16 protein-coding genes are annotated in these 20,431 nt (G+C 63.2%); 1 reads left to right on the forward strand and 15 read right to left on the reverse strand.

The window, feature by feature from the left end; genetic code table 11:
- Nucleotides 1-38 precede the first annotated feature (38 nt).
- A complete protein-coding gene (locus ACZLIF_RS12395) occupies nt 39-920 on the reverse strand; it encodes a M15 family metallopeptidase (protein ID WP_241685971.1) in 882 nt (293 codons plus the stop codon).
- Nucleotides 921-1,117: 197 nt separating this feature from the next.
- Between ACZLIF_RS12395 and ACZLIF_RS12400 the strand changes: the two genes are divergently transcribed.
- Nucleotides 1,118-1,867: a hypothetical protein gene (locus ACZLIF_RS12400; protein WP_262218316.1), complete on the forward strand. Its 750-nt coding sequence runs from the start codon at nt 1,118-1,120 to the stop codon at nt 1,865-1,867.
- Between the two features lie 50 nt (nt 1,868-1,917).
- On the opposite strand, the gene ACZLIF_RS12405 is transcribed toward ACZLIF_RS12400, so the two are convergent.
- From ACZLIF_RS12405 to ACZLIF_RS12470, 14 genes are all read right to left on the reverse strand, one after another.
- Nucleotides 1,918-2,910, reverse strand: coding sequence for a DUF6708 domain-containing protein (locus tag ACZLIF_RS12405; protein WP_478462006.1), 993 nt, complete (start codon nt 2,908-2,910; stop codon nt 1,918-1,920).
- An 8-nt stretch (nt 2,911-2,918) separates the two neighbouring features.
- Entirely contained in the window at nt 2,919-3,968 is a 1,050-nt protein-coding gene (locus ACZLIF_RS12410) for a DUF6708 domain-containing protein (RefSeq protein ID WP_128989170.1), read from the reverse strand.
- Between the two features lie 3 nt (nt 3,969-3,971).
- The gene (locus ACZLIF_RS12415) at nt 3,972-6,713 is read right to left on the reverse strand and encodes a T6SS effector BTH_I2691 family protein (RefSeq protein WP_128989169.1); all 2,742 of its coding nucleotides are present in this window, start codon (nt 6,711-6,713) and stop codon (nt 3,972-3,974) included.
- Nucleotides 6,706-7,557 (reverse strand): DUF4123 domain-containing protein, encoded by an 852-nt coding sequence (locus ACZLIF_RS12420; RefSeq protein ID WP_081284442.1) that lies wholly within the window; start codon nt 7,555-7,557, stop codon nt 6,706-6,708. Before ACZLIF_RS12420 ends, ACZLIF_RS12415 begins: the two co-directional genes overlap by 8 nt.
- Before the next feature lie 3 nt (nt 7,558-7,560).
- Entirely contained in the window at nt 7,561-10,302 is a 2,742-nt protein-coding gene (locus tag ACZLIF_RS12425; RefSeq protein WP_478462009.1) for a type VI secretion system Vgr family protein, read from the reverse strand.
- Between the two features lie 121 nt (nt 10,303-10,423).
- Nucleotides 10,424-10,774 (reverse strand): hypothetical protein, encoded by a 351-nt coding sequence (locus ACZLIF_RS12430; protein WP_053520392.1) that lies wholly within the window; start codon nt 10,772-10,774, stop codon nt 10,424-10,426.
- A gap of 22 nt (nt 10,775-10,796) precedes the next feature.
- The gene (gene tssH / locus ACZLIF_RS12435; protein ID WP_128988016.1) at nt 10,797-13,550 is read right to left on the reverse strand and encodes a type VI secretion system ATPase TssH; all 2,754 of its coding nucleotides are present in this window, start codon (nt 13,548-13,550) and stop codon (nt 10,797-10,799) included.
- Nucleotides 13,551-13,616: 66 nt separating this feature from the next.
- On the reverse strand, nt 13,617-14,708 hold the full coding sequence (gene tssG / locus ACZLIF_RS12440; protein ID WP_128988017.1) for a type VI secretion system baseplate subunit TssG: 1,092 nt from the start codon (nt 14,706-14,708) through the stop codon (nt 13,617-13,619).
- A complete protein-coding gene (gene tssF / locus ACZLIF_RS12445) occupies nt 14,672-16,507 on the reverse strand; it encodes a type VI secretion system baseplate subunit TssF (protein ID WP_128988018.1) in 1,836 nt (611 codons plus the stop codon). The genes tssG and tssF overlap by 37 nt, the downstream gene beginning before the upstream one ends.
- Nucleotides 16,507-16,995 (reverse strand): type VI secretion system baseplate subunit TssE, encoded by a 489-nt coding sequence (gene tssE / locus ACZLIF_RS12450; protein WP_057496761.1) that lies wholly within the window; start codon nt 16,993-16,995, stop codon nt 16,507-16,509. Before tssE ends, tssF begins: the two co-directional genes overlap by 1 nt.
- 126 nt (nt 16,996-17,121) lie before the next feature.
- A complete protein-coding gene (locus tag ACZLIF_RS12455; protein ID WP_006465355.1) occupies nt 17,122-17,619 on the reverse strand; it encodes an Hcp family type VI secretion system effector in 498 nt (165 codons plus the stop codon).
- A gap of 146 nt (nt 17,620-17,765) precedes the next feature.
- On the reverse strand, nt 17,766-19,256 hold the full coding sequence (tssC, locus tag ACZLIF_RS12460) for a type VI secretion system contractile sheath large subunit (RefSeq protein ID WP_053517619.1): 1,491 nt from the start codon (nt 19,254-19,256) through the stop codon (nt 17,766-17,768).
- A 3-nt stretch (nt 19,257-19,259) separates the two neighbouring features.
- Nucleotides 19,260-19,760, reverse strand: coding sequence for a type VI secretion system contractile sheath small subunit (gene tssB, locus ACZLIF_RS12465; RefSeq protein ID WP_053517620.1), 501 nt, complete (start codon nt 19,758-19,760; stop codon nt 19,260-19,262).
- A gap of 30 nt (nt 19,761-19,790) precedes the next feature.
- Nucleotides 19,791-20,411 carry a tetratricopeptide repeat protein gene (locus ACZLIF_RS12470; RefSeq protein WP_180877009.1) on the reverse strand — a complete coding sequence of 207 codons (621 nt, stop codon included), beginning with the start codon at nt 20,409-20,411 and terminating at the stop codon, nt 19,791-19,793.
- Between the last annotated feature and the right edge of the window lie 20 nt (nt 20,412-20,431).

Genomic DNA, 20,431 nt, shown 5'->3' on the forward strand with positions numbered 1-20,431 from the left:
GCCATCGGCGTAACCATACCAGTACCGCCGTGCGGTTATCACCCTTGACGGGACAGTTCCTCGCGCTTTGCTACCCGGGCGGCGCGGCAGCGGTCCGTCATTTCCACGTGAACATAGTCCTTGATGCTCCGCCAGTTTCCGCCCCAGTCCAGGCTCGCCTGTTCAGCCAGCTCGCCGTACAGGAAGTACCCACGCCGGGTCCACGGATCTTCCATGTCCCATTGCAGCTTGCCATCGCGGATGGGTGCGCTGTCCACGCCCAGGCCATACTGGTGGCAGCTCTGCCAGGCACCGGCCCGGGTCGCCTTGCCACCCGCCATCAGTTCGGCCTGCCGCTGCGGACTGCGATAGCCTTCGATCAGCACCATTTCGTAACCGTACTGGCGTCGCATCACCTCATAGATGGCCAGCACGCGCTGCTGCAGATCGGGATCGATCTGACCCCATTTGCGATCAGCCGTGACGATTTCAGGCCGCAGACGACGCACTTCGGCAGTGGTGAACACCTCCGGCGGCGGCGGCGGTGGCGGCGTCAGCCGCTCCCCGCGTAGCAGCTGGGCGACCATCGAACTCGATTCCGCCAGATCATCGCCCCTGAAATCCTCCAGCACCACGGTCTGCCGCGTGACGAATATCACAATTGGAGGAATCAGCAGCAACGCTGCGGCGACAACCAGAATGAGCCAGTGGCGCCGCAGTGCGCCGTGCACGGCTCCGACCTCTTCACGAACCCCACTGCGCACGCGGGTGGCGCCGTGGCCGACCCGGTCACCGACCTGCCCCGCCCGACGACGGAATCCGCCCAGACGCTTCGCGATCGCCTGACGCAGCGATTCGACCGTCTCGGGGAACAACAGTACCCAGCACACACCAGCCACCAACAGTACGACGGCAATGGCAGCAACCACGATTGGCAACACCGGTCCTCCCTGACACGCGATCTGGTTGACGCCCCAACCGCTTTCACTAAGAATGCGCAAATTCGCTTCGGCAGTTGCCGACTCAAACCAAGGGCTGGATGCACTTGAATAATGGCGGAATCAATCGGCCAAGTCTGCTCTCAGGGGGAGCGCAGGCAAAGGGCCAGGCCCCGAATTCGGGCCGTATTCTGGCAGACATGGAGGGCCGGCAGGCAACCGCGTCGCCACGTGCCGCACGCGCGCCGTCCAGCGGCAAACGCCGTACGGTCCTGTGGCTGGCATTGGCCAGTGCCGTGGTCGTCATCGCCGGGCTGACCGCCTGGGGTCTGTCCGGTAGTAATGACTACAGCGACCCGTCCGAGTATTCACTGACACCCGACACCGGCCATGTGACCGGGCACCCGGACGCCCCGTCGGTGGCACCGGGTGAAGGTGCCGCGATGATCGTCGATGCGCCCGCTTCTCCGACTGAGCCGGCGCTGCCGGCCACCACCGGGAGCCCACCCGCGCCTGCCGCTGACGCGGCAACCGCTGCTGCGGGCGCTGCCGCAACCACCGGCACCGCTGCAACGACGCGGGCACGGGGCGCCCAGCCGGGTGAACGCAGCAGTCGCGCCGCCGGTACCGCAGGCAAGGGCGATGAAAATCTGCTCGGCACCCTGCTCGGCATCATCAAGGAAGAGGACAAGGCCAAGGCAAAAGCCAAGGCCCAGCCTCAGAGCATGGATGATCTGATCGCCCAGATCGAAGCAGACCAGCGCAAACGCGCCGAAGATGAGCGCGCCGCATTCGAGCGCGTGGCCAGCAAGAAGTCCGCCTCGACCGAATCCAACATCCAGGCGCAGCTGCGCAGCTGCCCCAGCCCTACGTCACTGAAAGGCGTGGACTGCCGGCGCAGGATCTGTGCGGCGGTGAGCGGCAAGGATCCGGCCTGCCCGGCGATGTGATCCCGAGCCCTGCCTGCTGACGCAGGCAGGGAGCTGCCGCAGAGGCCCGCTCAGAGCGGACGCCGATCCGGCTCGAACTGCGCCATCACCTCGGGTTCCACGAGCCGAAGAGGATCGTTGGCATCGATTGCGCACTCGTCTTCCACCCACTGTGGCCACACGGGCGCGCGGCAGGATCGAAGGACCAACCATCGGCACAACACCAAGGGCAGCAGCAAGGGCATCAGGATGAAGCGCGCGCCCAGCAAGCTGGGACCGAGACTGGCCACCACGAACAGGTAGCAGTTGCGCCATGACGGCGTCACGGACAGGTTCATCTGGCGACCCTTGATGGTATCGACCACCTCTGCCGGCCCCTGCTCCATGTAGCGGCGAATGAACTCCCAGATGCCGCGGATCTTCTGTTCGTCGTCGAAGTAATGGCCCACCGCGAAGGTGCGCTTGATCACCCGATCCTCGAGGATGCTGCAGCGCAGGTCGCGCAGGAACGCCTGGCTGGTCCCCTGCCCGATGTAGAACACGGCCCCATCCCATGGCACGGATACAGCGCCCTCTTCCCCACCCGTGAAGAAGTAGACCGTCCGGTTGCGCCGGTTGAACCGTGTCGGATACCAGACATAGGTGAAGAACTCGTAGCGCAGCGTCGTGTGCCAGAACAGCACCGGGGCACCGACCACGCACACGCCGACCATGGCGTACATCACCCAGTCCCAGAAGTCGCCTTCCAGGTTCGGGATCACCAGCGTGAAAAGCAGGAAGAAACCGAACAGGAACAGGGCCAGCGTCCCCAGCAGGACCATGGTGGTCGAGACCATTCCGCGCAGGCGGAACCTTCGGTCGATCAGATCGATGTAGGTCGAGTTGAAATGAACCAACGACGCACGCTCGTCAGGTGCGACATCCTCGGCGATCCGAGGATCGAAACGCGAGGCGCTCTCCTGTGCCGAGAGAAAGCGATCCGTCGGGAAACTGCGCATCCAGCCGCTGTACATCCGTGATCCTCGCTCACTCGTCTGAGCGAGAATGCCACGCCATGCATCCAACGCCCACTTCACGCATTCAACGAGGTTGCCTGCAGCTGCTGACGAATCCCATCGTTACGGGCCTTGGCTGCCGTGATCGAGTCCTTCCAGAAGCGCTCCATTTCATCGGCACGACCTTCCACGCGATTTACGCGTCCGTATACGACGGGTGCACGGAGCGGAGCCGCGCCCGAGTCGTCAGATACCTCGCGCCTGATCACCCCCACTGGCCAGACTGGCCTGCGGCACAATTTCATTGTCAGGAAACGGAATAGCGCCCAAGGCAATGTAACGGGCAGCGCTATCCACATCAGTCCCGCGCCAGCGGAAGACACATGGATGATGAATGCATTTCGCAACGTTGGCGCCACCGATGTGTACAGCTGAAGCGGAGGAAACGGAAGTGCAGAGCGGCCATCCTCCATGAAGCGCCTGATCATTTCCCAATGTGCGAGCGTGATGCCAGGATTGGACCCGCTATCCGAACCAACTGCAAAGGTATGGACGACCTGATCTCCCTTCATGACCAATCCACGCAGGTCATACGTGGCACCTTCATCCGGCCCAAGAGGCTTGTCCCTCCCAATGACGAAATTGACACTTGACCATGGCACTGAAATTACGCCCCTTCGCCCCCCTGCGAAGATGTGGACTTTCCTCTCACGCCTATCGAATCGGATGGGGTAGTACTGATATCTGAATATATCTCTACCAAGAAGCATCCGGTAGGTGAAGGCAGCGAAACCGAGCATGAGGACAGAGAGGACGCCGACCGTGATCGTCATCTCAGAACTAATGGACTTTCCCTCGGCGTGCATCGCGAGAGTTGCATACACAAATGCCAGAACGAAAACCAATACAAGACCGAGGATCACGCACCCCCACATCGCGCCCCAGCCACGATAGAGGAAATGGCGGTCGACGTACTCAATGTAGTCGTCATCAAGGTACACGATCCCCTGATCAAGTGGCGTGACGCCTGACGAATCGAATTTTCGAACATCTGCAGCGATCTCGTAATCCGTCAAGGAGCGATTGTTACGGTATCGCTGTCCAAGCCAACCTGCGAACTGGCTCATCGGTCAGGCTCCTGCGGGAAGCATTGCATTATATGCGTCCACCTGTGCGTCAACCGAGTCAAACGAGCCATGGTTATGAACACCGAATGGCGTCATATCAAGCCAACGCTCAATTTTATCATCCCGAATTAGATTAATTAGCCACTCGCCGAGCATACTGATAAGCCCCAGAACCAAAAGCACGATAAATCCCACGCCAGCGGTCATCACGCCAGCCAACATCAAAACAGCGACAACCGCTCCTGACACCGCAGTGACGGTATAAAACGCAACCATCGGAACGTCATTTCGCTTATAGGCGTCATAAGCCTTCCACCCGTCGATTACCGCGCCCAATAGACCCCCCACAGCCCCAAGCAGCTTTCCAAAGAACCCTACCATTCCCGCCCGGGTGGAGGCTTGAAGTGCGCCAAATCGAATCTCTGAGGACAGTGCGGCACGCCCCCACATCGACTTGCCCAGAGCCAACCCGGTCAACTCGACACTGGTCCCCGCAAAGCCGGCAAGCGCGGCGCCTAGATTAAGATCGCGACGCCCACCCGGCCCCTCTTTTTCGTCATCCAATTTGCCGTAGGAATCCGCAACATTCCAAGCGTCCAGCACCAGCCCCACAACCCCCAGACGCACGTCTAAACTCACACGTGGAGCGGTGTACTGCGCGGCGCGATTCCTCACCAGGACCCTCACCTGATCTTCGCTCATCAGCATGTTTGACATAGCCCCCGGTTGTCCATTCCGGACGGCTGCCATCGCTTCCTTATCCCAGAACAAGGCCCACTCGAAGACCTTCCTGCCGCGCGCATTTCGATCGCCTGTCGCGACTCTTGCGCCACTGCGCTCACTGAGCTCCTGTCGAAGATGCTGATCAACACGGGCCCTCAGCTCCCGCTTGTTGACACCAGATTGTCCCTCGCTGAGCGCCTCCACCAGAAAGTGCGCCATCTCACGCTCCGAGGCACGAATGCCGACCCTCTGAATGCGCTTACCCGAAAGAACACCGAGCAGGCCGACCAGATTGTTCCTCGTCGCCGTAGAAATAGCGATATTGATGCCTGCCTTTGCGACAGTTGATCCTGCCTTGGTTAGGGCTGTAACAAACATCCCAGACGTCTTGAAGACAAGACCTGCAACCAGGCCTAACCCCTGTTGCAGTTCCTGGGGCTTGCTACCTCCTCGATCGAGGACGTGAGCATATGCCTTGAATATGTTGGACCAAGCACCGGGGTTATCTGAATTGCTCAAGAATGTCTTGGATTGCTTCTCAATAACCTCCGCCGCGATCTTGTCATTGAGCGTCAACGCTCGAACAGTGCAGTTCTTGATGTCCTGAAAACGACCAGCGAGATCCTCCAGAAGCGCAGCCTGCACACAGTCAAATCCAACAACCCCTTCAAGCGAATTATCGACGATCTCCGTCAATCTCATTGAACTATATGACAGTTCATCAAGGTGATTACATGCCAGCCAAGTCCTGAAATCGTCGTTCCTGTACCAGCGAACGAAACTCTGGGCAATCGGGTTCAGGTGCGAAGCGATGTATCGCTCCATTTCCGGCATGAGGCTTTTGTCAAACCTATCAAGCGCTTGCTGGCTGTAATCATCACGGTAGCGATCCCATGCGGAGTCTCTGGCCCTCTTGTCTTCTTCGGCCGTCAACTCCTCACGCATTTTAGTGATTCCCGCCGCATACAGCTCCATCGCCGCGCGCCCGGTGTACGCGCTGGCACGTACGGAGCTCAGCTTCTCTGCGGCCGCCTGATCCTCAATTGCCTGCCGGATTCCGCGGATCGCCACTGAGGTTGCATGCTTCCACCCCCTGTCATCTTCCTCTTCGAACTCTCGGGTCTTCTGCCGAATAAGTGCGGAAAGCTCCTGCGCTATTCCTGCGGGATCATTCAACGCAACCATCATCGGACGCGCAGACAAAGAGCTCTTCTGAAGCCATGCCTCCATTCCTGGCACATCCTGTTTACACCTTGAAAAAGGCGCAAAGGAGAACGAAAAGCCAGGATTAGCATACACATCAACGACTTCGAGGATCGTCTCAACTGCACGATCCACAATTCGAGGCTTCCCAGGGTCCGCAGCCGGTGGCGGACTCGAGGGGAGCATAGGGATCTTCACTTCAGACTCGGATTTTACCCTCTTGCCAAACTTGAACTCGCTGACCATGGAGGGGGCGTCAGCCGCACTTCCCACGTGATCCAGCGACTTTCCTTTGAGCCACATCTGGACATCAATACAGCGCATGTGCTTCTTGCGCTCGCTGGATTTCCGATTTCGCTCCATGATCTCTTTCGTCCATGGAGCCTCCGAGAAGCCAAACCAAACTTTTCCAGCTCGCTTGGGGTCGGGGATGATAACGAAGCGGGCCACCTGCGAATCGGCCATTCGCGCGCATGTAGGTTGAAACTCTTCCTGCGGTGGAGGAGCCGCATGCGGATCGAACTCCAAGAGATAGGAGTCGCTGGTGATCTGATAGCCCTTCCATTCGCCACGGATCTCGTTGAATACATAAAGATACCCTTGGCGGGCAAGTCGCAACGTGTAGTGAGCCTCACTGGCCGGAAGGGTGACACTGGCCACATCCTTTCCAAACCCTCCTCCCAGCCTTGGCCCTTGCCACATTTCCTTGACGTCTGAACGGCAGATGGCGTATCTGATCGGAAGAATCGGCAAGCCGACCTGATCGCAGACATCACACTTCTTCGCGGGGTCACACGACTGTGTCGGCCTCTTATCCATGCTGCCAAGCTCCTTGTTCTGTCTGCTCCAATGAAGGTTCATCCACCTCTTCGTCGGAGGGGTCGCTGACGGCACTGCGGAACGCGCCAGGCTCTAAGCAGGCGATCCGAAGAGCCTCTTGATACCGCGGCGTGTTATGAACTTCGGGTGATTGAAATACTGAAGCAAATGCATACGCTTCCTTATCGTCAGGGTCTGTCAGCCCGCACTCGCCGGCCTTCTCCATCTCGTCAAAGACACGTCTCGAAAGCCCAGCACCCTCAATGCTCCCACCCTCTCGATGCAACCGATCGATCACCCTGTTAACAGAAGCCAACGAGGAAATCGCGTACAGCTGATCGGACGTTAGATGCATCCCATCCTTGTTACAACCACTGTTTTCATATGATTGCCACCGCGCGCCCTTGTCCACGGTTGCGGTCCAGGCATTGATGGGACCAAGCAATGCATCCAGCTGCGACGACAAGAGAATCCACTTCAGCGCGTTCCAGACACGAGGATCGTAGTATCTGAATAGCATCTTCTCACCATCAAATTTTCTCACCATCATACGAGCCAAGTGATTTCGGACTCGCTGACTGTCGGCATTGCATTTCAGCAACGCCGAGAATGGGATGCGGTCATGATCGCGTGCGTAGTGCACAGTTTCATCAAGTGCCGCTAGACGCGCATCAGGCTCAATTTCTTCCAGTCTGATTAGATAGGGAAGAAGATGCTTCTGCCCAAGGAGCTCCTTGGGAACGATGGGTTCGCATGGCCAAAGCTTGGCGATACGTCGATCGATCTGGAGTGGATTGATCAACGCATACTGATGAGCTTCGAATAGCCGGTGATCGAGTTGCATCTCTCAGGCTCCCAGTGGGACCAAGCCGGCGCCCGACTGTTCCGCTGCACGCACGCGATACTCGCATGCCTTGTGTGAACCGTCTGGCACCTTCGCCTCCCCCACCACACTCGCCGGCCCCATCCATTCCCTCTGGCTCGCCTTGAATTCCACCTTGCCCGGCGCGCCCAGTTCGATGTTGTCGCCCTCGATCCGGATGTAGGCGCCGGCCGCCGTCGCCAGCAGATGCTTGCTCGGCGCCGACAGCTGCACGTCCGCTTCGGTACTGGCGATGCGCACCTGCGTCTTGGCGGCCACGATCGCCTGGTCCTTGTGCGCACGCGCACTCACCTTGCCCTGTGCAGCATGCAGCGCGATGCCGCGCTCCTGGTTCGGGCTCTCGCCGCTGGGTTCCATGCCGGCGGTGTACAGCACCAGCCCGCCGGCCACGGCCATCGTCAAGGAGCCCTGCGTCATCCAGTTCAGCGCCACCCCGCTGGCCAGGGTGGTATGCGTGCCGCTGACCCATACCTGGTCGGCCGGGGTCAGGCTCAGCACGCCGGCCACGCCACTGCCCAGCAGGACCGGCGCACTCCAGCCCGGCGCTTCACCGTCGCCACCGGCAATGCTGCCCGCCGCGCTGCCACTGTGGGTGGCGCGCAGGGTCTCCTGCAGTTCGGTCAGCGTCGTGTCCACCGGCAATTCGGCCGCCTCGCCGTGCAGCTGCGCCTGCTGCTTGCCTGCCGACTCGGCCAGCTGCTGCAGCAGCTGCTGGCTTTCCTGCAACTGGCTCAGTGCCTGCGGCGCCGCCAGCTGCGGCGTACCCGGCTCGGTGGTCAGCAGCAGGCCACGGCCGGCGCGCAGTGCACCCTGGGCCTGCGTGGACAGTTCCACACCAAAGCCCCGCTCGCCCTCGCGCACGTTGTCCTGGCCGCCCTTGAGATGGCCCAGGGTCAGGGTGGTCTCGTGCTGGGTGGTGGACAGCTGCGCGCGACCCTGGCCCGGCGTGTCATCGAAGCGCAGCTGCTGGTAGCCGCCCTGCCCGCCCTGGCTGTCGGCCAGCGCCTGGCTCTTGAAACCGGTATACACCGCGGCGTGATCGTTGCCCTCGAACCATGCCGCCGCATTACCGGTGGCGTTGGCACCGCCACCGTTGATCTGGTTGTGCTGCGCGTCCTGCTGGCCACGGCCGTTGTACACCGCACCGACCACCACCGGGCGGTCGATGTCGCCCTCCAGGAAGGCCACCAGCACTTCCTGGCCGCGCCGTGGCAGCACCACGCCGCCCCAGTTGTCGCCCGCCCATGGGGTCATCACCCGCACCCACGTCCAGGCCCCCCCGGTGGCCGGGGCATTGTCGTCCCCACCCGGATGGGCCAGCCCGCTGCTGGCGTTGCCGCCGCGCTGCCACGGGAACTGCACCTTGATGCGGTGGTCGCGGTCGGACAGCAGCGGGTCGCCATCGCTGACCACGATCGCACTGAGCGTGCCGGTGATGGTCGGCCGCGGATGCAGATGCGTGCCATGGCCATCGTCGGTCTGCGGCCGGTAGGTCACTTCGGCCGGGATGGCCACAAAGCGGTTGTCGTAGAAGGCGGTGGAGACCTCACCGGGCGCACGCCCATTGGCCGGGCCCGACAGCGCGCCCGGCAGTGCCGGCGCGGCCACGCTGGACGGACCCAGGGTCTGCTCCAGCGCATCGAATACATCGGCATCGAGGTTGTTGCGCGCCTGGTGCTGCACCGACAGGCACAGGAACTGCGCGTCCTGGCTCACCTGCGGGTGCTGCGACAGGCCGAACCGTGCGCCCGGGGCCAGCGTGCGCCACTGGCCGGCCCCCTCGATGGTCTGCGCGCGCACGCGCAGCGCATCCAGGTGCTGCTGCGCGCGGCGCTGGCCGCGGGCATTGTCCTGCCAGCCGTAGGGGCCGCAGGTGTCGCGGTCGATGATGCCCAGGTCGTTGGCCTGCCCGCTTTCGGCGCTGGCCTGGCGGCGCTCCAGCGTGCGGTAGTCCCAGGTGGCACGCTGCACCTTGCCCGGACGCCAGCGGTGCGCGGTCGACCACTGCTGCACGCTGTCACTGCGCTCGCTCTCATCGCGCCGATGGAAGCGCACGCTGCCCAGCTCGGCGGTGTCATGGCTGTGATCGGCCAGCACCAGGGTGTGGCTGCCGAAGTCGGCACTGCCAGAGTCACCGGCATGCTCGAACCAGTAATAGATGCCTTCCTCGGCCAGCAGCCGCTGCAGGAAGGCCAGGTCGCTTTCCTGGTACTGCGTGGTCAGGCTGCGCCGGGCGTACTGGCCGGCATCGGCCAGCGACCAGCGCCAGGCCGGGGCCAGACCACCGTAGTCGGCGAAGATGTCCTCGACGATCTCCACGACCGTCCTGTCGTGGAACACATAGCTGTCCACCCGCTGCGACAGGAACGCCAGCCACGGCTGCAGGCGCAACCGGTAGCGTGCCAGGCCGCCATTGCTGCCCAGCCGCTCGGCGGCGGTGATGCGTCCATGCAACGGCCGCAGGCTGCCGTCGGCCTGCTGCATCTGCAGCAGCGCGCCCTGCCCGATCAGCGGGCCCAGCGACAGGCCCGCATCCAGCGACAGCGCCGTGATCGTCCACTGGAAACCGATGCCGTCGATCTGTTCGACGCCATCCAGCGTTTCGGCCACCAGCACGTCGCTCCCCAGCGAGGTGTGCAGCCGCAGGAAGCGCTGTGCATGCGATGGGCCGGCCAGCGCTGCCCGCAGGTTGTTTACCAGGTCCATGGTGATTCCCCGACTTCCCGTGCTTCAAGGTGGTCTGCATGCGGCATGCGCATCGGCTTCCTCCGGTTCCCGCTTCCGCGTGGCCTGCGCCCCTCTGCGGGGCGACAAGCTCACACGATCATCAGGCGGCCTGGACGATTTCTTCCAGCTGCAGGCGGACGCCTTCGCTGATCTTCAGGCGGTAATCGCGTCCACCGGCCGTGATCTGCAGTTCGCGCACGTTGCTCACCAGCTGCGGCTTGCCCACGACCGGGGCATCCATGTGGATGCGCCAGGAACCGCGGCTGATCTGCGCGGCCACGTTGCGGGCATCCTGGCGGGCAGCGGGCACCGCGGTCTCCAGCAGCTCGATCACATGTTCGGGGCGCAGCCGGTTCCAGGCACGCACACGGTCCAGCTCACGGCCAAGGCCGAGTTCCAGGCTGTCACAGTGGTTGAGAGCCGCTTCGCGGTCGAATCCATAGAATTCCATTGCCTTCTCCATTTGCTCAGTGTCAAGACACTTTGTATTTGAAGTCACCCTTCTTGCCGGCGGTGACCTTGATGGCGTTGATCCGGTTCCCCTCGGCCATCGCCGCCAGCACGCTCTCGGCGATTTCCGGCAGCAAGGTTCCATTGAGGATGTGGTCAACGTTGCGGGCACCTGAGTCCACTTCGGTGCAACGCGCAAGCACGGCCTCCACCAGACTGTCGTCCCAGCTGAAGGTGGCCTTGTGGTTGGCAATGACGCGGTCGCGGATGCGACCGAGCTTGAGCGTGATGATCCGCGCAAGCACGTCATCGTTGATCGGGTAGTACGGTACGACCTTGAGGCGGCCGAGGAAGGCCGGCTTGAAGCTGCGCATCAGCACCGGGCGCAGCGCGTCGGCGAGCGCGTCGGCCGCCGGAATCTCCTCGGCCGGCTTGTTCAGGCAGGCCTGCATGATCTGCGAGGAGCCGATGTTGGAGGTCAGGATGATGAGGGTATTGCGGAAGTCGATTTCGCGGCCTTCCGCATCATCCATCACGCCCTTGTCGAACACCTGGAAGAACATCTCCAGCACGTCGGGATGGGCTTTCTCCACCTCGTCAAGCAGCACCACGCTGTAAGGGTTGCGGCGCACGGCTTCGGTCAGCACGCCGCCTTCGCCATAACCGACGTAGCCCGGCGGCGAGCCTTTCAGCCCGGACACGCTGTGCGCTTCCTGGTATTCGCTCATGTTGATGGTGATCAGCTTGCGCTCACCACCATAGAGAATGTCAGCCAACGCCAGCGCGGTCTCGGTCTTGCCGACACCGGAGGGGCCGACGAACATGAAAACACCGCGTGGCTTGTTCGGGTCTTCCAGTTTGGCCGTGGCGGTGCGCACGCGCTGGGCGATCGCATCAAGCGCGTGGTCCTGTCCGATCACGCGCTCGACCAGCAGGTTTCCGAGCGTGCGCACGGTACGGATCTCGTCCTTGACCATGCGGCCAAGCGGTACGCCGGTCCATGCCGACACGATCTCCGCGACCACGGTTCCGTCGACCTGCAGCGGGACCATCGGCGTCTCGCCCTGCAACTCGCGCAGCTCGGCCTGCAGTCGCGCCAGTTCAGCATGCTGCGGCGACAGTTCCGGCTTGGCTTTGCCGCGCTTGGCGGCCGGCTTGGCCACGGCGACGTCGCCCTCACCGTCATCGCTGGGCGCTTCGCCATCGGCCGCCTGTGCCTGGCCCTGCTCCATCTGCTGGCGCAGCGCGGCAATGCGGCCTGCCAGTTCGCGCTCGCGGGTGAGGCGCTCCTCATTGCTGGCCAGCACCGCCTGCGCTTCCGCCTGCTGGGCATGCAGCTCGTCCAGGCGCTCGCTGTGCTGTGCACTGCCCCCTGCGGTTTCGCGCTGCAGCGCGCTGATTTCCGCCTGCAGGCGATCCAGGTGCTTGCGGGTGTCTTCGATGATCGCAGGCGTGGCGCTCTGTCCAAGCGCGACCTTCGCGCAGGCGGTATCCAGCACGCTGACAGCCTTGTCCGGCAGCTGGCGGCCACTGATGTAACGGTGCGACAGACGCACGGCTTCGGTCACCGCTTCGTCCAGAACGCGGATGTTGAAGTGCGACTCCATCAACCCGACCATGCCGCGCAGCATCGCTGCGGCCAGCACTTCACTGGGCTCTTCAACCTTGACCACCTGGAAGCGGCGGGCCAGCGCCGCGTCCTTCTCGAAGTACTTCTTGTACTCGCTCCAGGTGGTCGCCGCGATCGTGCGCAGCTCACCGCGGGCCAGCGCCGGCTTGAGCAGGTTCGCCGCATCGTTCTGGCCGGCGGTGCCACCGGCGCCGATCATCGTATGCGCTTCATCGATGAACAAGATGATCGGATGCGGGCTCTTCTTGACCTCGTCGATCACGTTCTTCAGGCGGTTCTCGAACTCGCCCTTGACGCTGGCACCCGCCTGCAGCAGCCCCATGTCCAGCGTGTGCAGCTCGACACCCTGCAATACCTCAGGCACGTCCTTGTCGGCAATGCGCCGGGCGAGCCCTTCGACCACGGCGGTCTTGCCCACGCCGGCTTCGCCGGTGAGGATCGGGTTGTTCTGGCGGCGACGCATCAGGATGTCGATCACCTGGCGGATCTCGCCATCACGGCCGATCACCGGGTCGATCTTGCCCTCACGGGCGCGCTGGGTCAGGTTGGTGGTGAACTGGTCCAGGGCCGGCGTCTTGGACAACCCACCCTTGGCCTCGCCGGATACGGCTTCCTCGCCCTCACCGCCCTCTTCCTTCGCCGAGGCATCGGCGAAGCGGACGGTCTGCACCGCCTCCTGCGAGCCCTCGGTGAGCTTGGCGAAGTCGTGCTTGAGCTCTTCGCGCTTGAAACGCACGAACAGCTTCGAGCCACGGTAGGCCAACTGCGCCAGGTCCGGCTCGGTCAGCAGCGCCAGCAGCAGATGGCCGCTACGGATGCGGGTGGTTTCCGAGTCCAGCGAGGCGATCAGCCAGGCGTGCTCGAACAGCTTGGGAATGTGCTGGGAAAACACCGGCGTGCGGCCGTTGCCGGTCTTGAACTGACTGATCTCATCGTTGAGATCACGCTCCAGCGATTCCGGCAGGATGCCGCTGCGACGGGCAATCAACACGAAATCGCTCTGCGGCTGCTCGAGCAGGGCCAGGAACAGATGCTCCAGGTCCACCTCATAGTTGCCGCGCGCCATGCACAGGTTCGCGGCCCGCTCGGCCGCCTGGCGGCAGGTGTCGTCCAGCTTGCTGATCAGGGTCTTGAGGTTGATGCTCATGCGGAAACACGCACTCCTTGCTGGAACCGTTCGAGGACCGCAGGCACGGACGCCTGCGGCGGGTTGTCATTGCAGCGTGTGGATGCCATAGGTGGTGTCCTCACGCGATGTGGTCTGCGCCTGGGTGCACATGTAGCTGTCCCAGCCCAGCCGAGCGCCGCCGCCGCTGCCGAGGGCGCTGCCCTGCACATCCTCGGCGCGCAGCACCAGCCGCACTTCGTACTCGAGAACGCCGCCGGTCAACAACGACAACCACTTGGACAGTGCTTCGGCCGCACTGCCACCCGGCAGGAAGGCGTCGAACTGATCGCGCCGCAGCGGCCCGATGCGCAGTCGCATGCGCAGGTCTCGCTGCCAGACGCGATCGCCAGCCAGGGCACTCGCCCCCAGCACCGCATTGGCCTGGCCCAGCCGCGTTGCCTGACCGGCGGGCACCCGGTACCACGCGCCGACAAACTGCTCCAGGTGCAACGGCACCTGGAAATAGTCCGACAGGATGCGCTGCATCAGCACGGCCGATACGGGGCGCTGGCGCACGGCGCCGGCGTAATAGGCCACGGCCTGATCGAATATCTCGCCCTCGCCGTCGTGCAGGCGATCGCGCAGCTCGCTCATGCCCATGCCGAGCAGCGAGAGCACCAGCGGCAGGAAGCGCTCACGGCGATCCAGTTCGTACTGCAGCGCCAGTCGATGCTTCTTCCACGCCGCGTAATGCAGCGATACGGCGCGTGTGGAGAAGATGTCCAGGAACGCGCGCGCGGTGCGGTCGCGCTGGTACAACTCGCGCAGCTGCAGGGTCTCGGTGTAATGCAGCGGCAATGCGCCAGCGGTGCCCAGCAGGCCCATGAACTGCGGAGTCAGGTGGACCTCGGCCAGTTCCTCGCCGTGCAGCGCCTGCTCGATGGCCTCGCGCCCCTCCAGCCGCTCGCCTTTCAGCGAGTAGACCTCACCCTCCGCGGACAGCTCGGTGGCCGGGAAGCCCAGCGACAGCGAGTTGCGGAAGCGCACGCGCATCGGCACGGCCTGGCCGGGCTTGACGCCTTGCCGCTGGAACACCTGCTCAAGCAACCGCACCGCCTGGAAGAACTGGAAGCGGTGGGGCTCGGTGAGCAGCTGCTGGGCTACGCCAGGATCGATTCGCCGCTGCGCGCTGGGCATCGGACGATCTCCTCCCCGCTGTCGCCGGAAACCAGCACCAGACGGGTAAAGCTGTTGGCATGCACATAAAGTGCGAAGAAGTGGTCCATCACCTGGGCAAAGGCGGCCACACCGGTACCCACGAAGTGGGCTTCATTGATCGTCAGGCGGATCTCCAGGCCACGCACCACCGAAGCGAACTGGCGACCGTGCATCCAGGTGGTGGTCGGGGTCTGCTGCAGCTCGAGGATGCCGTCGATCTGGCGAGCGGAAACATTGCTGCCGGACAGGTCGTACAGGCGCAGCATCTCCTTCAGCGCTGGCAGGCCGCTGGCGGTCAGTGACAGCTGGTTCAACGACAGGTGCGAGATCAGGCGCCACTGCGCATTGCGGCCATGGCGGAAACGTAGCGGTTTGGTCGGCTTGCGCAGCAGGCTGATCGCCCTGGCCGGGCTGCCGCCTTCGATGTTCAGATCACCACCGGCCACACCGAACGCCAGCTGGTTGGGCAGATCGCGGTTGCTGCAGGTCAGCTCCAGGCTGACCGTGTCGGTCTGCGGAAGTACCGGATTGAATGACAGGTCGACGAAGCTGATCTCCGTCTCGAAACCCGGGCTCTGCCGTGCGACATCCTCGTCACGACGTGCCACCCAGTACTGACCGGTCCGCTCCGGATCTTCGCCATGATGCAGCGAGTAGAACGGACGGAAGGCCTGGATCAGCTCGCCCTGCGGTGTCTGCCGGATGCGGTGCACCGAGTCGATCGAGTGCACCTCGTAGGCGAAGGCGCGACGCGCGTCGGCCAGCACCGGATAGTTGACCGTGCGATGGGTGACGCGGATTGGCTCGCCACTGGTCGTGAACAGGTTGACGATGGGGGTGCAGCCCAGACGCACGTTGTGCGTGCCCAGTTCCTCCAGCACCATCGTGTTGCCCCGGTCCTGGCCCTGCGCATGCAGCACCAGGTGAAGCGTGAAACGACGGCTGGCGCCGGCGGTCACTCTGGGCAAGTGCAGATCGACGAATCCGAACTTCTCCGGATAGGCGAACAGCTCGGTCAGCAGCCGGTACGCCGGATGCGAGCGCGCCGGGAAGTCGATCAGCGCCTCATCCTCGGCGAAGCCCACCGGGCTCAGCGGGACCTTTTCCAGGCGTCGCCAGCGGCCATCGCCATCGGATTCGACATAGGCCGCCTTTACCCCGAGCATCAGCGCATCGCGCAGAGCGGCCCGCACCGACGGCTCGCCATCCAGGAACAGGCGAAGCTGATCGGTGCCCAGCTGGCCGAAGCCGAGCTGATCGGACAGCAGCTGGAAGCCCAGCGAGATCTGGCCGCCGGTGCCCGCCGGCAGCGTCGTGGCCATCGGTGCATCGGCGACACTGCGGTACACCACCTGCTGTACCCCGACCGGTGCCAGGACCACGTCGTAGGCGGTGCGGAAATCACACGGAACGCCACGCACGGGGCGGCTCTGCAGGGCGGTACCGCGGGGTACGCGCACCGGCGCGCTCAGTTTGGAGGCCACCCCTTCCATGTCGAAGTGGGCGATCGAGCACGACGGGAACGGGCGCAGGTAATGTGGATAGAGCACATCCAGCAGCGCGTCGGTGAACTCGGGATAGTCGTCCTCGATGCGCTTGGAAACGCGGGCACTGAGCAGCGCGAACGCTTCGATCAGCCGCTCGACATGCGGGTCCTGGCTGCCCTCCGCGGACAGTTGCAGGCGGCCGGCAATCTTCGGGTAACGCTCGGCGAACTCGCGTCCGTAACGACGGAGATAGGCCAGTTCGCGTTCGTAATAAGGAAGCAGGTCCTGCATCAGGCGGCCTGCGTGCGACGTGCGCGGGTGACCTGGTACTGCAGGGTCGAGGGCTGCAGCATCGCGTCGAAGCTGACCGGCTCGCGCGCCGGTTCCAGATCCAACAGCGCATGGATGGTGAAGTGCAGGCCGCCGGCAAACTGATTGCCGGCGTCCAGGTGCACGTTGACGTTGCGGAGCCGGCGCTCGTGGCGCGCCACGGCCTGCTCCAGGGAGCGGCAGATGGCGGCGCGATCATAGGCGTTGGCCAGGCTCATCGCGGAGAAATCGGCCAGCCCGTAGGTCAGCAGCGACTGCCGGCAGTTGGGGAACTCCTTCATGTCGCCTTCCTGGAACGCGGCGCGCGAATTCAGCAGCCCTTCCAGGTCACGGGCAATGGATTCCTTGTACTGCTCCAGCGAGACGGACTTGAATACCGGCCCGGCGCCCGGCTGTTTGGGGGCGTCGTCGAACAGTTTTTCCAGCAGGCTGGGTTCGAGTCCCTTCATTGGTCGATCCACTCAGGTTCGGCATCCGTGCGGGCGGCAGCGGTGCGGCAGAGACAGGGCCGTTCCTGGCCCTGCCCGACGATCAGACTGCGATGGCGCACGAGGCGCCATCGCAGTGACACAACATCACACGGTGTAGTTCGGGATGTTCTTGGTTGCGCTCCACTGCGCCACGGTCTTGCCACCAACGCCGCCTTCCGGCTTCTGCTGCTGGTAAGTCCACTTGATGGCGCCGAAGCTCAGCTGAACAACTTCCTGCGGCATGCCTTCCTTGTCCACCGTCGTGGTGACGCGGTGGACCAGCACGTTCAGCAGCTCGACCGTGTAGTAATTGATCGCGTTGCCGTCCTTGTCGGCGCGCATGAACTGGATCTGCGCCTTCGGGAAGGTGGTGCCGTTGGAGGCGGCCTGGTTCAGGGCCGTGGAGGCGAGGTCGATCGACTTGGTGATTTCGATCGGGGACAGGTTCACGCGGGCAGCGGTGGTGCCGCCGGAGGTCGACGCGGTGGCCGAACGCGGCTGCAACAGGTCCTGCGAGAACGACTGGATTTCAATCCAGTCCTTGTGCTTGTCGTCGTGCGACTCGCCCTTGATGGTGTCAATCGAGAGGAAAGCGTGCTGCATATCTGGTCTCCTAAATTCCGTTCTTCCGTGAGATTTGATGTGCCAGGCGGGGGCCTGGCGGTTAAGGGGGGCTGCGCCCTCTTGAAATAAGCGTCACTGCAATCCGGGGAGCGGACTCCCCTGGACGCTTCAGTTACAGCAAACCGTTACGACTTTTTCGCGGACGCCGGCAGTTCGGCGACCAGACGCAACGAAACAGACAGCTCATCGAGCTGGAAATGCGGCCTGATGAAGGCCACCGCGCGGTAGACACCAGGCTTGCCCGGCACCTCCGAAACCTGCACAGACGCCTCGCGCAACGGGAACTGGGCCTTGGCTTCCTGCGATGCGTTGTCGTCCAGCAGCACGTACTGGGCGATCCACCGGTTCAGGAATTCCTCGACGTTGCCCGCCGATGCGAAGCTGCCGATCTTCTCGCGCATCATCGCCTTGAGGTAATGGGCGATGCGCGACACCGCGAAAATGTACTGCAGCTGGGCAGACAGGATCGCGTTGGCGTTGGCCGAATCGGTGTTGTACTTCTTCGGCTTCTGTGCCGACTGTGCGCCGAAGAACGCGGCGTAGTCGGTGTTCTTGCAGTGCACCAGCGGCATGAAGCCGAGGTCACTGAGTTCCTTTTCACGACGGTCGGTGATGGCCACTTCCGTCGGGCACTTCAGCGCGACTTCGCCATCATCGGTGCGGAAGGTATGGGTCGGCAGGTCCTCGACCAGGCCGCCACCTTCCACGCCCCGGATTGCCGCGCACCAGCCGAAGTTCTCGAAGGCCTGGGTCAGGCGCGCACCCATCGCATAGGCGGTGTTGCACCACAGGAACTTGCTGTGGTCGGCCGCTTCGATCTCCTCGACGAAGTTGAAGCCTTCGACGGTGGTGCCATCCTTCGGGTTGTAGGGCAGACGGCCGAGGAAGCGCGGCATGGTCAGACCGACATAGCGGCTGTCCTCACTCTCGCGGAACGACTTCCACTTCGCGTACTCGACCGTGTCGAACACCTTGGCCAGGTCGCGCGGCTTGCCCAGATCGGTGAAGGTTTCCAGGCCGAACATGCCTTCACTCGCTGCCGAAATGAACGGTGCGTGCGCGGCGGCAGCCACGTGCGACATCTGCTCGATGAAGTACATGTCCTCCGGCTGGCGGCCGAGGAAGTAATCGCCGATCAGTGCGCCGAACGGCGCGCCACCGAAGGTGCCGAACTCTTCTTCGTAGACCTTCTTGAACAGCGCGCTCTGATCGAAGTCGATGGCCGACTTGAAATCCTTCACCAGATCCTTCTGCGGCGAATTGAAGACCTTGATCTTCATGTTCGGGCCGGTGGAGGTCTGCTGGCACAGGTAATGCAGGCCTCGCCAGCTGCCTTCCAGCTTCTGGAACGGTTCGGCATGCATGACGGCGCTGAGCTGCTCGGAGATGATCCGGTCGATCTCGGCGATGCGCGCATCGAGGGTGAGGTTGAGGTTGTCGGAGACCACCACGGTGCCGTCCAGGACTTCCTTCGCCAGCGCGGCGATGATGTCCTTGGCGCGGTCATGCTCGGTCTTCGACTTGGCGACCTTGCTCTTCTCGACGATCTGGTCGAGCAGGCCGACGTCTTCGGCAACGGCGGCCTGCGTGGCCAACGGGCTGGCTTCGGCTGACATCGGTCAGTCCTCCTTGGTCACGCCGAGCTTCTTCAGCTGCTCGGTGTTGTTGAGCACATCGGTCAGCAGGTCTTCCAGCTTCTCGTTGCCGGCCAGCTTGTTGCGCAGGTCGGCGAGCTTGGTGCGCGACTCGAGCAGGCGCCGCAGCGGTTCGATCTGCTGGACCACCGCTTCGGGACGGAAGTCATCGATGGAGTTGAACTTCAGCTCGACGCCGAATTCGCCGCCTTCGTCGCTGATCTTGTTCGGCACGCGATAGACCGCACGCGGGGCGATGCCTTCCATCACTTCGTCGAAGTTGTCCATGTCGACGCTGACGAACTTGCGATCCTTGACCTTGGGCAGCGGCTGCTCCGGGTTGCCACTGAAATCGCCCATCACGCCGACCACGAACGGCAGTTCCTTCTGCTCGATCGCGTCACCCTTCTCGACATCGTAGGTGAGCTGGACGCGCGGCGGGCGGATCTTCTGCAGCCGCTTCTGGATGCTTTCCTTCTTGGCCATGTGTGTCTCCTGACTGGGGCCGGGTCCGGATCAGTTGCCGATGTTCTGGAACGGATCGGAGTTGTTCGAGCGGGCAGCGGGCTTGGCCGGCTGTGCAGCGGGCTGCGCGGCAGCGGCGGGCGCGGCGGCACGGCCGGCACGGGCGCGGCTGCGCGGCTTCGGCTTGGGCGCCGGATCGAGAATGGCATCACCCATGGTGTTGCGCAGGGTGGTAGCCAGGGTCTGCGCTTCCTTGCGGGCAGTATCGGAAGCCAGCGCGCCGCGCCCCTGCAGGCGGGTCAGCGACTGGTTGGCAATGCGGAAACCGGCCACCGTGATCACGCCATCGGCGACCAGATCGCTGGGATCGCGCTGCAGCACTTCCTCGGCAGCCACAATGGCGCGGGCATACTGGCCCTGGTCGAACTGCAGCTGAGCGATGCGCACCCACGGCTCCTTGCGCGTCGGATCGGCCTTCGCCGCTTCCTCGAATGCGCTGATGGCGGCATCCGCGCCACCGGTGGTGACCTGTGCTTCGGCATTGCTCAGCGTCGTTTCGAACGGCACGACCTCGGCCTTCTTCGGTGCCGATGAGCAGGCCGCCAGGCCCGACAGCAACATCAGCGCGAACATCGGCCGGTAGACAGCCTTCCCCATTGCCTTCACTTCCATAGTGATCCCTCGTCGAAATT

The sequence above is a fragment of the Stenotrophomonas sp. 2201_Sma genome (genome assembly GCF_056486685.1).

Excerpts from the sequence above, each read along its gene's own strand:
- tssG (WP_128988017.1), bottom strand. The coding sequence starts at position 14,708 with ATGCCCAGCGCGCAGCGGCGAATCGATCCTGGCGTAGCCCAGCAGCTG.
- tssE (WP_057496761.1), bottom strand. The coding sequence starts at position 16,995 with ATGAAGGGACTCGAACCCAGCCTGCTGGAAAAACTGTTCGACGACGCC.
- ACZLIF_RS12400 (WP_262218316.1), top strand. The coding sequence starts at position 1,118 with ATGGAGGGCCGGCAGGCAACCGCGTCGCCACGTGCCGCACGCGCGCCG.
- ACZLIF_RS12420 (WP_081284442.1), bottom strand. The coding sequence starts at position 7,557 with ATGCAACTCGATCACCGGCTATTCGAAGCTCATCAGTATGCGTTGATC.
- ACZLIF_RS12455 (WP_006465355.1), bottom strand. The coding sequence starts at position 17,619 with ATGCAGCACGCTTTCCTCTCGATTGACACCATCAAGGGCGAGTCGCAC.
- tssF (WP_128988018.1), bottom strand. The coding sequence starts at position 16,507 with ATGCAGGACCTGCTTCCTTATTACGAACGCGAACTGGCCTATCTCCGT.
- ACZLIF_RS12410 (WP_128989170.1), bottom strand. The coding sequence starts at position 3,968 with ATGAGCCAGTTCGCAGGTTGGCTTGGACAGCGATACCGTAACAATCGC.
- ACZLIF_RS12425 (WP_478462009.1), bottom strand. The coding sequence starts at position 10,302 with ATGGACCTGGTAAACAACCTGCGGGCAGCGCTGGCCGGCCCATCGCAT.
- tssB (WP_053517620.1), bottom strand. The coding sequence starts at position 19,760 with ATGGCCAAGAAGGAAAGCATCCAGAAGCGGCTGCAGAAGATCCGCCCG.
- ACZLIF_RS12430 (WP_053520392.1), bottom strand. The coding sequence starts at position 10,774 with ATGGAATTCTATGGATTCGACCGCGAAGCGGCTCTCAACCACTGTGAC.
- ACZLIF_RS12415 (WP_128989169.1), bottom strand. The coding sequence starts at position 6,713 with ATGGATAAGAGGCCGACACAGTCGTGTGACCCCGCGAAGAAGTGTGAT.
- tssC (WP_053517619.1), bottom strand. The coding sequence starts at position 19,256 with ATGTCAGCCGAAGCCAGCCCGTTGGCCACGCAGGCCGCCGTTGCCGAA.
- ACZLIF_RS12470 (WP_180877009.1), bottom strand. The coding sequence starts at position 20,411 with ATGGAAGTGAAGGCAATGGGGAAGGCTGTCTACCGGCCGATGTTCGCG.
- tssH (WP_128988016.1), bottom strand. The coding sequence starts at position 13,550 with ATGAGCATCAACCTCAAGACCCTGATCAGCAAGCTGGACGACACCTGC.